This window comes from Nocardioides sp. (assembly GCF_014360585.1).
Lineage (GTDB): Bacteria > Actinomycetota > Actinomycetes > Propionibacteriales > Nocardioidaceae > Nocardioides.
Genome location: NZ_JACIXG010000002.1, coordinates 141,038 through 152,230 on the forward strand (window position 1 = coordinate 141,038; position 11,193 = coordinate 152,230).

Sequence of the window (11,193 nt, forward strand, 5' to 3'; positions counted from 1 at the left end):
GCGATCCTGGCCCCCGAACCATCTAGAACACGTTCTAGTTTCGCGGTAAGGTGCGGCCATGGATACCAGCCGCATCGGTCCCCACAACGGTCATCTGATGGTCTCGGCGCTGGAGCGCCACAAGAGCCGTCCGATCATGATGGTCTCGACAGGCTCGACCTCCGAAGAAACGGTGAGCCTGACCGGGGGAGAGGTCGCGGCGCGGATCAGCCAGTACGTCCAGGCATTCGAGGCGCTCGGTGCCGGCACCGGCACGGCGACCGCGCTGCTCGCGCTCAACCGCCCTGAGGTGCTCTTCATCCTCGGCGCGGGCCAGACCCAGGGGTTCCAGCGCACGGCGCTGCACCCGCTGGGGAGCGCCGAGGACCAGGCGTACGTCATCAACGACGCCGGGATCACCGGCCTGGTCATCGACCCCTACTTCGCCGATCGAGCGGTGGAGCTGCTCGAGCTGTGCCCGGATCTCAAGCAGGTGCTCACCATCGGTCCGGTGCCTCCGCAGCTGGCCGACGTCGGCGTCGACCTGGTCGCCGCGGCGGCGACCTACCCGGTCGAGCCCCTCCGAGCGCGGCTGCTGCCGCCGGACCACGTAACCTCGATCACCTACACCGGTGGCACGACCGGGAAGCCCAAGGGCGTGATCGGGCTGTCCGGGTCGTTCGCCACGATGACCCAGATGCAGCTCTCGGAGTGGGAATGGCCCGAGGCGCCCCGCTTCCTGATGTGCACGCCGCTCTCGCACGCCGGTGCCGCCTTCTTCGTCCCGGTCGTGATCAAGGGCGGCACGCTGTTCGTGCTCCCGAAGTTCGATCCTGCCGAGGTGCTGGAGACGATCGAGCGGGAGCGGATCTCCTCGCTCATGGTGGTGCCGACGATGCTCTACGCCCTCCTGGACCACCCCGACTCCCGCACCCGCGACCTCTCCTCGCTCGAGACCGTCTACTACGGCGCCTCGGCGATCAACCCGGTGCGCCTGGCCGAGGCGATCGAGCGGTTCGGACCGATCTTCGCGCAGTACTACGGCCAGTCCGAGGCGCCGATGGCGATCACGTACTTCGCCAAGGGCGACCACGTCGATGCCGACGGCAAGCCGCTCGCCGACCGCCTCACCTCTTGCGGTCGCCCCTCCGCGCTGGTGCGGACGGCTCTGCTCGATGCCGACGGCGAGCCCGTCGCTCCTGGCGAGCCCGGCGAGATCTGCGTCGCCGGCCCGCTGCTCTCCGGTGGCTACTGGCAGCTGCCCGAGGTCACCGCAGAGACATTCCGCGATGGCTGGATGCACACCGGCGACGTGGCCCGGGAGGACGAGGACGGCTTCTGGTACATCGTCGACCGCACCAAGGACATGATCGTCACCGGCGGCTTCAACGTCTTCCCCCGCGAGGTCGAGGACGTCGTCGCGACCCACCCCGCCGTCGCCCAGGTCGCCGTGATCGGCACCCCGCACGAGAAGTTCGGAGAGGCCGTGACCGCGGTGGTGGTCCCCCGCCCCGGAGCCGACCTCTCCGACGAGGTCGTCACCGAGATCGAGGCCCTGGTCAAGGAGAAGAAGGGCTCGGTGCACGTGCCCAAGTCGGTCATCGAGGTCGACGCCATCCCGATGACCGCCCTCGGAAAGCCGGACAAGAAGGCCCTCCGCGCCCGTTTCGCCTAGATCAAGATCCCTCCTTGACCGGGTGGACCTCGTCTGCGACCAGGCCGTGCGCGTCGCGGTGCACTCCGCTGGCGGCCTCGGCGTCCGGCGCCTCGACCAGGCAGAAGATCTTGCCGCCGGCCTCGTCGACCCAGTAGCGCAGGTAGTCGACCCCGCGACCTTCCTGGGTGGCGAGGTCGGCCTGGTGCGCCTTGGTGACGTCGTCGATACTGACGCCGCCCTTGATGTTGTGAACGTCCATGAAGAGAGCCATGGTCTGCTCCTCGGGTGAATGGCGGGTGACTCCCGCCTCTCGACGCTAAGCGCCGCGTCACCCGGCGCTGGGTCACGCCCTCAACACCCCTTCATTTGGGGAGGTGGTCCTGCGCCGCGGGCTGCTGCCGCGGATGCTGCCGGGTCTCAGCGGCCCTTGAACTCCGGCTTGCGCTTCTCCAGGAATGCCTTGGGGCCTTCCTTGGCGTCCGCGGAGGCGAAGACGGCGGCGCCGACCTTGGCGTCGTCCGCCCAGCACTCCTCCTCGTGCTTGCCCTCGGAGTCGCGCATCGTACGCAGGATGGCCTGCACCGCGAGCGGGCCGTTGGCGGCGATCATGTCGGCGAGCTCGTGGGCCTTCTCGAGTGCGGTGCCGTCGGGGACGACGTGTCCGATGAGGCCGAGCTCCTTGGCCTCGGGGGCGAGCAGCGTACGTCCGGTCAGGAGCAGCTCGGCGGCGACGGTGTAGGGGATCTGGCGGGGGAGACGGACCGCGGAGCCGCCCATCGGGTAGAGCGACCAGCGAGCCTCGGCCACGCCGAACTTGGCCGACTCGCCGGCGACCCGGATGTCGGTGCCCTGCAGGATCTCGGTGCCGCCGGCGATGGCGGGACCCTCGACTGCGGCGATCAGCGGCTTGGTGAGCCGGAAGCCCTTCAGGAGCCCCTTGAGCACGGTCGGGTCGAAGCCCTCGTCGAAGGACTCCGAGGGCGGCTTCTCGTCGGCCGCCTTCAGGTCCATCCCAGCACAGAAGTAGCCGCCGGCGCCGGTCAGGATGCAGACCCGGATCTCCGGGTCGGAGTTCACCCGGTCCCACGCGTCCTCCATGATCCGCAGCATCTCGGAGGAGAGCGCGTTGCGGCGCTCGGGACGGTTCATCGTGACGATGAGCTTGTGGCCGTCCTGCTCGACGATCGCGTGCGGTGCGGCCTCGGCCGAGGAACCGGCGGAAGATTCTGTGATCGGCATAACACCAGACCCTAGCGGAAAACTGAAACGTGTTCTAGTCTCGCTCCATGGCGCTGAACCTTGCTGACCTCTTCGAACACGCCGTCGACGCCGCGCCTGAGAAGGTGTCGGTCCAAGTCGGCGACCGCAAAGTGACCTACGCAGAGCTCGAGCGTGAGTCCAACAAGCTGGCCCACCACCTGGCCGGCCGGGGGATCGGGAAGGGCGATCACGTCGGGCTCTACTCCAAGAACTCGGTCGAGCACGTCGTCGCCCTCCTCGCCATCCTCAAGATCCGTGCGGTGGCGATCAACGTGAACTTCCGCTACGTCGCGGGCGAGCTGGAGTACCTCTTCGAGAACGCCGACCTCAAGGCGCTGGTCCACGACCGTGCCTACGCGCCGCTGGTCGCCGAGGTCGCCCCCAAGGTGGCGGGGCTGAAGACCTTCGTCGCCGTCCCTGACCCGCTCGAGCCCGACGACGACTCCGACCTGAGCTCGTTCGGCGGTGTCACGCTGGAGGAGGCCCTGGCCGGACAGTCCGACGCCCGGGACTTCGGTGAGCGCAGCGCCGACGACATCCACGTCATCTACACCGGCGGCACCACAGGCTTCCCCAAGGGTGTGATGTGGCGCCACGAGGACTTCTGGCGTGTGCTCGGTGGTGGCATCGACTTCATGACGGGCGTGCCGCTGGAGGAGTACGACCAGTCCAAGCAGGCCGCCGGCGACGGGCTCGTCACGCTCCCGCTGAGCCCGCTGATGCACGGCGGCGCGCAGGCCTCGCTGCTGATGCACCTCTTCGCGGGCCAGGTCACGATCCTGGAGCCCAAGTTCGACCCGGTGAAGACCTGGGAGATCGTCGACCGCGAGAAGGTCCAGATGATGTTCATGACCGGCGACGCGATGGCGGTGCCGCTCATCGACGCCTATGAGGCCGGTCGCGGAGACGGGCAGAGCTTCGACGGTCAGTCGCTGTTCGCGATCGCGTCCAGCGCCGCGATCTTCTCCAAGTCGGTCAAGGAGCGCTGGATGAGGCACTTCCCGAACGCGGTCTTCACCGACTCGATCGGCTCGACCGAGACCGGCTTCCAGGGCACCGGCCTGCAGGATGCGTCCGCGCTCTCGACCGACGGGCCGGTGGTCACCGCGGGTGCGCACACCGCCGTGATCGGCGACGACGGCCATCCGCTCGACCTGGCCACCGACGTCGGCAAGATCGGGCGCACCGCCCGCAAGGGCCATGTTCCGGTCGGCTACTACAAGGACCCGGAGAAGTCCGCGAAGACCTTCGTCGAGATCGACGGTGAGCGCTACGCGATCCCGGGCGACTACGCGCGGATCGAGACCGACAACCGGCTCACCCTCCTCGGGCGAGGGTCCAACTGCATCAACACCGGCGGCGAGAAGGTCTACCCCGAGGAGGTCGAGGCCGCCATCAAGGCGCACCCCGACGTCTACGACACGCTCGTCGTGGGGATCCCGGACGAGCGCTACGGCCAGGCCGTCGCCGCGGTCGTCCAGACGCGGCCGGGCGTGACCCTCGAGCTCGAGGACCTGCGTACGTTCCTGCGGGCTCACCTGTCCGGCTACAAGCTTCCGCGCGCGCTGACCATCGTCGACGAGGTGCCCCGAAACGCCACCGGCAAGGCGCAGTACCCCAAGGCCAAGGAGATCGCGCTCGCCACCCTTCGACAAGCTCAGGACACCGCCCAGGCGAACACGGGCTCGGAAGGAGCAGAGGCATGATCCGTACGGCACTGTGCGAGGCATTCGGGATCGACTACCCGATCTTCGCCTTCACCCCCTCGGAGCACGTGGCCGCGGAGGTCTCCAAGGCCGGCGGCCTGGGCGTCCTGGGCTGCGTACGCTTCAACGACGCCGACGAGCTCGACCGCACCCTGACGTGGATGGACGAGAACACCGACGGCAAACCCTACGGCGTCGACATCGTCATGCCGATGAAGGTGCCGACCGAGGGCACCTCGACCGACCTGTCCGCCTACATCCCCGCGGAGCACACCGAATGGGTCGACAAGGCCCTGCTCTCGATGGGGGTGCCCCCGCTGCCGGAGGGGGAGGGGCGCGAGGGTGTGCTCGGCTGGCTGCACTCGACCGCACGGTCTCACGTCGACGTCGCACTGCAGCACCGGCCGGTGCTGATCGCCAACGCGCTCGGCACCCCGCCCAACGACGTGATCGAGAAGGCGCACGAGCGCGGGATCAAGGTCGCCGCGCTCGCCGGCGCCCCGAAGCACGCGGTGTCGCACGTCGCCAACGGCGTCGACATCATCGTCGCCCAGGGCTACGAGGCCGGCGGGCACACCGGCGAGATCGCCTCGATGGTGCTGCAGCCCGACATCGTCGACGCGGTCGGGCCCGACGTGCCGGTGCTGGGCGCCGGTGGGATCGGCTCCGGACGTCAGATCGCCGCCTCCCTGGCGCTCGGCGCACAGGGCGTCTGGACCGGCTCCATCTGGCTCGGGACGTCGGAGTATCGCAACCTCAACACCCACGCCGGCTGGGAGAGCGCGTTCACCCGCGCCACCTCCGCCGACACCCGCCGGATGCGGATCTACACCGGCAAGCCGGCCCGGCTGCTGAAGTCGAAGTGGACCGACGCCTGGGAGGCCGAGGGCTCACCGGCACCGCTGCCGATGCCGCTGCAGAACCTGCTCGTCTCCGACGCCCACAACCGCATCAACGCCGCCGGCGACCCCGACGTCGTCGCGATGCCGGTCGGGCAGATCGTCGGCCGGATGAACGAGGTACGTCCCGTCGCCGAGGTCATGGCCGACCTGATCGCCGAGTTCGAGGCCACCGTCAAGCGTCTGGACGCGATCTCGGAGGGATAGACCGCAGCAGCTGCGTAGGCGCCGGCTCGGAAGATCGAGCCGGCGCCTTTCCCGTGTCCACCCACATTTCGGCGTTACAACGCTGCGCTATCGCACACCATGTTGGCCGGCCCGGCTAACGCACACCGCGACCGGCACCGAAGAGGGAGCGCCCTGACAGGATGGGCGCGTGACGATCTCGAGCTACGTACGTGACGGACTCACCTTCGACGTGATCGACTCCGGCCCCGCCGAGGGCGACCCGGTCGTGCTCCTGCACGGCTTCCCGGAACGGGCGACCTGCTGGCGGGAGGTGTCGCCGATCCTGCACGACGCCGGTTTCCGGGCCATCGCCCCGGACCAGCGCGGCTACTCGCCGGGCGCCCGGCCGCGTACGCGCCTCGGCTACCGGGCGGGCGAGCTGGTCGAGGACGTGGTCGCGCTGATCGACGAGATCGGTCGTCCGGTGCACCTGGCCGGACACGACTGGGGGAGTGCGGTCGGTTGGGGAGTGGCGGCCAAGCGGCCCGACCTGGTCCGCAGCTGGACCGCGATGTCGGTGCCGCACCCGGTCCCGTTCGCGCGGTCGATGAAGGGCCCGCAGCTGCGTAAGTCGGCCTACATGGCCTTCTTCAACATCCCGTTCCTCCCCGAGCTGGTCTCTGGCCGCGACGGCCGGATGGAGCGGATGATGCGGGGGAGCGGCTGGAACGACGAGGACGTCGAGCGCTTCCGGGAGGAGATCGTCGACCACGGCGCGCTCCCCGGCGCCCTCGGCTGGTACCGCGCCCTCCCTCTGGCTCCGCGAGTCGGCCGGGTCTCGGTCCCGACGACGATGCTCTGGAGCGATGGCGACGTCGCCATCGGCCGCTCCGCGCTGGAGGGCAACGAGGACTCCGTCACCGGGCCCTACGAGCTCGTCGAGCTCGCCGGGGTCAGCCACTGGATCCCGACCAAGGCCCCCGAAGCCGCCGCCTCGGCGATCCTCGGCACGATCGCGAAGGCTGCGTAGCGCTGTGAGCAGTCTGCCGACCCGGATCGCGGTGGCGGGCGTGTCCGGTTCCGGGAAGTCAACCCTCGCGAAGCGCATCAGCGACCGTCTGGGCATCCCGTACGTGGAGCTCGACTCCCTTCACCATGGACCTGACTGGACTTCACGACCCGAGTTCGTCGCCGACGTCCGTGCCCTCGTCGCGCGGCCGGCGTGGGTGAGCGAACTCCAGTACGCCACCGCGAAGCCGCTGATCCTCGAACGTGTCGACGTCATCGTGTGGCTTGACGTCCCGACGCCGTTGACGATGTATCAGGTGATCCGCCGGACGCTGGTACGCCGCGTGCGTCGTACGGAGCTGTGGAACGGCAATGTCGAGCCGCCGCTGCGATCGATCTTCACCGACCCCGACCACGTCGTGCTGTGGGCGTGGAAAACTCGGAACAGGCTTCGTGGAGAGCTCCCGGATCAGGTGGCCGCGCATCCCGGCGTGAAGCTGATCCGGGTGCGGTCGCACCGCGCAGCCCGCCGGTGGCTCGCCTCGATGACCAAGGCGAGCGCCGTCGGCTGACGTTTGAGTGCCTGGACTCGTCATGACGGCCGCAGCCGTGATCCGGTTCAGCCGACGGTCGGGGAGGTCGACCGTGATGTGGTGTCGCGAGCCGTGATCGCATCGCTGACACCGCGGATCGCGGTGCGGATCATGTCGCCGTACGGTCCGTCCGGGAGAGCAACGGAACGCTCCGCCGCCTTGCCGATGTGCTCGGCCGCGAGGTCGAAGGCGGCCAGGCGGCGAAGGTTGTCGGCGATGTTGAGGTGCAGGCTCGGATAGAAGCCGGCGACCTGAAGGCTCGCATCGTGCTCCTGCGCGCGCTGGTCGGTGAGCGCATCAGCGGCATCGAGAGCACGTACGTCCCAGACCAGCGCCTCGGCCGGCTCGGCGTAGAGGTCGGCGAGATAGTGGGCCAGGGTGCACCGGTGGAACGGATCGCCCAGCACCTCGACCTCGCGCCAGATCGCGAGCAGCTCCTGCCGCGCCCTGGTGGCATCGCCTTCAGGGCCGAGGGTCACAGCAGCGGTGATGGCGGTCATCGTCGGGTCAGCGGCAGGCGTAGTTGTCATGCCCCGATCCTGAGGCTTCGAGCGGCTTGAAGGTCAAGAGTTGAGCACGCAGGCTCATCTCGTCATGCCGCAACGCCGCAAGACTCGTTCCATGCTCGATTCCGACCGCCCGGCCAGCGCCCGTCAGCGGATCACGCGCCTGCCTTGGTTTCTCCTCATCACGGCCCTGGCGTTCGTCGCGGCCGTTCTCGCCATCGGGAAGCTGGCCGCGAACTGGCTGGACGTCTACCTCGTCTTCTTCGGTGACCAGCCGCAGGTCGAGCAGTCCAACATCGTCTCCTACCGGGTCTGGGCCGCGATCGCACTCGCCGCGCTCCTGTGCGGCGCGGTCTCTCACATACTCAATTCGAACCGTCGAATGCCAGGGACTCTCTGGCAGGTCCTGCTGGTCCTCGTCGGCACGGCGATCGTTCTGCTCTGCTACATTCCCGGCGCGGTGGACCTGCCGGCTCCGAAGCAGGAGGAGGACGGCTATCGCGCCCCGCCGTGCTACTCCGGAGGCGACAACGACGAGTGTGTCGGCGGCTGATCCTCCGCCGTCCGCTGCCTGCCGTCAGGTGCGGTCGTGGAGAGTGATCTGGTAGCCGTCAGGGTCGGCGAAGGTGAACGTACGCCCGAAGGGGCCGTCGGCCACCGGGGACACGATGGTTTGCCCGTCGCTGACGAGCGCATCGTGAATGGCCTGGACGTCGGTGGCGTGGAGCCAGATCGCGGCACCGATGCCCGGCTGGGTGACTGAGATGAGGTCGGTGCCGGGGATGACCTCGCGAAGCGCGAAAGCGATCGGCTTCGTCTCGAAGACGACGGCATGCGGCGGTCCGGCCGGCGAGCGAACCAAGCCGAGGTAGTGCTCGTAGAACGCCTGCGACGCGTCGAGGTCGCGAGCCTGCAGCGAGATGAAGTCGGGGCCGGTGACGGGCATGGAGAGCTCCTCTAGAAGGTATGTCAGTTATCTGACACGCAAAGTTATGTCAGAGTACTGACATGAGTCAAGACGGTGTCGACCTGGACAAGTCACTGGGCTACCTGCTGAAGGAGGCGTCAAGCGCTCTGCGTTCTTCCATGGAGGAGGTGCTGCGGCCGCTCGGGATGAGCGTGACGCACTACGCCTGCCTCGAGCTGTTGGCTCAGCGACCCGGCCTGTCGAACTCCGAGCTCGCGCGGGGCGCGTTCGTCACCAGGCAGACGATGAACGTCCTGCTCCGATCCTTGGAGCGAGACGGTGAGGTGTCGAGGCCGGCGGAGGCGCCCGTCGGCAAGGTCCTTCCGACACGCCTCACGCGCCATGGCAGGCGGAAACTGGAGGAGGCCACCGTCGCGGTCCGTTCTGTCGAGGTCAGGATGCTGGCCGGCATGAGCCCGACCGATCAGTCCGACGCGTTCCGGATCCTGCAGGGCATGATCCACTCCCTCAACGACGGTGGTGACGGCGCCTGACCGCCCGCAATTGCGAGGGCTACGAGCGACTCCGTGAAGCACGCCAGAGCGCAGCGGCAAGCCACAACGCCGAGACCGCGACGAGTACGCCCCAGACGATCCGCCCCGCCTGCGGGACGAAGAACTGGGGAAGCATGACGACGAGGAGGGCCGCGAGCGGGACCGCGCTCCAACGGGGCAGAGACCCCGAGCGCCAGACCGCGATCGACGCGAGCACGGCAGCAACGCCGACGAGCAGCAGCCCGAGCGCGAAGACCGTCATCGCGGTCGGATCGAGGCGGAAGTCGTTGCCCACGTCGGTCAAACTGGGGTCGCCGTCGACCAGCGCCCGCTCGCCGATGGCCTTGAGGCCGTAGGTCTCGGCGCCATAGTAGGAGATGGTCAGGCCGGAGCCGATGTAGCCGACGATGGCGGCCAGATGCGCGGTCCTCTCCTGTGGGGTGCCGTCCAGGAAGCCGCGGATCGCGCCGTACCCGAGCGGGATGAGAATGAGACCGACGATGGCACTGATGTGCGCGACGCTCCACCCGGCGGAGGCCCACGACGCAGCCCCTTCGAGCGTGGTCTCGTCGGCGCGCGGGGCCACGGCCTCGTAGACGGCAAAGAGGATGCCCGCGATCGCGAACGCGACGGCACCCATCCGGGTGCGGTAGTCGGGGGAGACGTCGGGGACGTTCACTGTGGAGCTCCTCAGGTGGGTGGCGAGAGCAGTGCTCTCAATTGAGAGCGATGATGCCACGGATTCGCCCAGGCCGCTTGCCATTTCGTGCGGCGTTGATCAACGATGATCCAGCCGACCGTTCGTGTGTGCCCGATAGGCCGAAGCGCTATCGCACATCGTCGTCGCTTGCCGCGATACAGCACAGGCAACCGAAGCCAAGAGAGGCACCCATCGGACAACGTCAGGGCGCCAGATGTGACTCGGGCAGCAGCCTCTACGTTCGTCTGGTGAAGCGGATGTCACCGTTGGGCAGACGTTCATGGACAAACGCCGGGTCGTGGGCGCGGTGGTGATGGTGACTGCAGAGCAGGGCTGCGTTGTCGAGATCGGTGGGTCCGCCCAGTGCCCAGGCGAGCCAGTGATGCGCTTCGGCCCAGCTGCCGGGGATGTCGCAGCCTTCGGCCTCACATGTCGCTGATCTCAGCAGGAGCGCACGGCGCTGTGCTGCGCTGAAGAAGCGTTGGATACGGCCGAGGTCGAGGACCTCCGAGGCACCGCCGAGGACGGCGGGGATGATGTTCGCGGTGCACGCGAGCCGGCGGGCTTCGGCCGCGGTGATGGGGCTGCCGCCGAGGATCTGGCCGATGCCGGCGTCTTTGCGGAGCTGGTCGAGGTCGATGGTCACGATGACCGTGGTCGCGTCGCCGCCGTGGATCGGAAGCCTTGCCGGGTCGAGGGTCTCGAGCATCTGGCAGAACGCTCGCCCCACCCGCCGGGCGTAAGGCAGGTACTCACCGGTCTCGGTGCGGGTCCCGTCATCGCGCCGCGGGGAGGCGAACGCCTCCAGATTGGTGGCCAGCCGGTCGGCGGCAGCGTCCGGGACCACGGCCGAGATCCGCGTGGTCCCGTCGCCGATACGGCGCATCGTGAGCCGGGTCTTCTTCCTGGCGTGGGCTTCCTCGGCCGCGAGCCTCTTTGCTTCCTCGGCCTCGGCGATCTCCGGGGCGATGACATCCAGGATCCGGCGCCCCACGCGGCGTAGCCGGGTGGGGTCGAACTCGGTCGCGTAGCCGACCAGAGCCTCTTCGGCCCGGACCTTGATCTCGGGGTCGAGATCGGCAGGCAGGTCGTCGAGAGCAGCGACGATCACGTGCGCCTGCGCCGGGTTGCACTCGCCGGCACGCATCGCCGCAGCAACCCGGCCATAGGTCCGGTCCAAAGCGTGCGCGAGCCGGAGGTCGTCGCGCAGGGCCTCGGGGCGCTGGTGGGTGTGGTGATGCAGCCACGCGGCCACA

13 protein-coding genes are annotated in these 11,193 nt (G+C 68.6%); 7 read left to right on the forward strand and 6 right to left on the reverse strand.

What is annotated here, in order from left to right:
• Positions 1 to 58 precede the first annotated feature (58 nt).
• Complete coding sequence (gene fadD8 / locus H5T77_RS01500; protein WP_292644250.1) at positions 59 to 1,654, forward strand: fatty-acid--CoA ligase FadD8; 1,596 nt, start codon at positions 59 to 61, stop codon at positions 1,652 to 1,654.
• A gap of 1 nt (position 1,655) precedes the next feature.
• Here the strand turns inward: fadD8 and H5T77_RS01505 are convergent, their stop codons facing one another.
• Positions 1,656 to 1,907 (reverse strand): DUF4242 domain-containing protein, encoded by a 252-nt coding sequence (locus tag H5T77_RS01505; protein ID WP_292644251.1) that lies wholly within the window; start codon positions 1,905 to 1,907, stop codon positions 1,656 to 1,658.
• A 146-nt stretch (positions 1,908 to 2,053) separates the two neighbouring features.
• Positions 2,054 to 2,875, reverse strand: a complete 822-nt coding sequence (locus tag H5T77_RS01510; protein WP_292644252.1) for a crotonase/enoyl-CoA hydratase family protein — start codon at positions 2,873 to 2,875, stop codon at positions 2,054 to 2,056.
• Between the two features lie 47 nt (positions 2,876 to 2,922).
• On the opposite strand from H5T77_RS01510, the gene H5T77_RS01515 reads away from it, so the two are divergent.
• The 4 genes from H5T77_RS01515 to H5T77_RS01530 all read left to right on the forward strand — a co-directional run bounded on the left by H5T77_RS01515 (position 2,923) and on the right by H5T77_RS01530 (position 7,249).
• On the forward strand, positions 2,923 to 4,602 hold the full coding sequence (locus tag H5T77_RS01515; protein ID WP_292644253.1) for an acyl-CoA synthetase: 1,680 nt from the start codon (positions 2,923 to 2,925) through the stop codon (positions 4,600 to 4,602).
• Positions 4,599 to 5,708: an NAD(P)H-dependent flavin oxidoreductase gene (locus H5T77_RS01520; protein WP_292644254.1), complete on the forward strand. Its 1,110-nt coding sequence runs from the start codon at positions 4,599 to 4,601 to the stop codon at positions 5,706 to 5,708. The genes H5T77_RS01515 and H5T77_RS01520 overlap by 4 nt, the downstream gene beginning before the upstream one ends.
• A 169-nt stretch (positions 5,709 to 5,877) precedes the next feature.
• Positions 5,878 to 6,699 (forward strand): alpha/beta fold hydrolase, encoded by an 822-nt coding sequence (locus H5T77_RS01525; RefSeq protein WP_292644255.1) that lies wholly within the window; start codon positions 5,878 to 5,880, stop codon positions 6,697 to 6,699.
• 4 nt (positions 6,700 to 6,703) lie between these two features.
• Positions 6,704 to 7,249: a P-loop NTPase family protein gene (locus tag H5T77_RS01530; protein WP_292644256.1), complete on the forward strand. Its 546-nt coding sequence runs from the start codon at positions 6,704 to 6,706 to the stop codon at positions 7,247 to 7,249.
• 47 nt (positions 7,250 to 7,296) lie between these two features.
• On the opposite strand, the gene H5T77_RS01535 is transcribed toward H5T77_RS01530, so the two are convergent.
• Positions 7,297 to 7,800 (reverse strand): hypothetical protein, encoded by a 504-nt coding sequence (locus H5T77_RS01535; RefSeq protein WP_292644258.1) that lies wholly within the window; start codon positions 7,798 to 7,800, stop codon positions 7,297 to 7,299.
• Between the two features lie 91 nt (positions 7,801 to 7,891).
• Between H5T77_RS01535 and H5T77_RS01540 the strand changes: the two genes are divergently transcribed.
• Positions 7,892 to 8,329, forward strand: coding sequence for a hypothetical protein (locus tag H5T77_RS01540; RefSeq protein ID WP_292644260.1), 438 nt, complete (start codon positions 7,892 to 7,894; stop codon positions 8,327 to 8,329).
• Positions 8,330 to 8,353: 24 nt separating this feature from the next.
• Here H5T77_RS01540 and H5T77_RS01545 read toward each other — a convergent pair whose 3' ends face one another.
• Complete coding sequence (locus tag H5T77_RS01545; protein WP_292644262.1) at positions 8,354 to 8,722, reverse strand: VOC family protein; 369 nt, start codon at positions 8,720 to 8,722, stop codon at positions 8,354 to 8,356.
• Between the two features lie 62 nt (positions 8,723 to 8,784).
• On the opposite strand from H5T77_RS01545, the gene H5T77_RS01550 reads away from it, so the two are divergent.
• A complete protein-coding gene (locus H5T77_RS01550; protein WP_292644264.1) occupies positions 8,785 to 9,237 on the forward strand; it encodes a MarR family winged helix-turn-helix transcriptional regulator in 453 nt (150 codons plus the stop codon).
• 19 nt (positions 9,238 to 9,256) lie between these two features.
• Here H5T77_RS01550 and H5T77_RS01555 read toward each other — a convergent pair whose 3' ends face one another.
• Both H5T77_RS01555 and H5T77_RS01560 read right to left on the reverse strand, forming a co-directional pair.
• A complete protein-coding gene (locus tag H5T77_RS01555; protein ID WP_292644266.1) occupies positions 9,257 to 9,916 on the reverse strand; it encodes a hypothetical protein in 660 nt (219 codons plus the stop codon).
• A 256-nt stretch (positions 9,917 to 10,172) separates the two neighbouring features.
• The coding region (locus H5T77_RS01560; RefSeq protein ID WP_292644268.1) for an HNH endonuclease signature motif containing protein at positions 10,173 to 11,193 on the reverse strand (1,021 nt) is incomplete at its 5' end.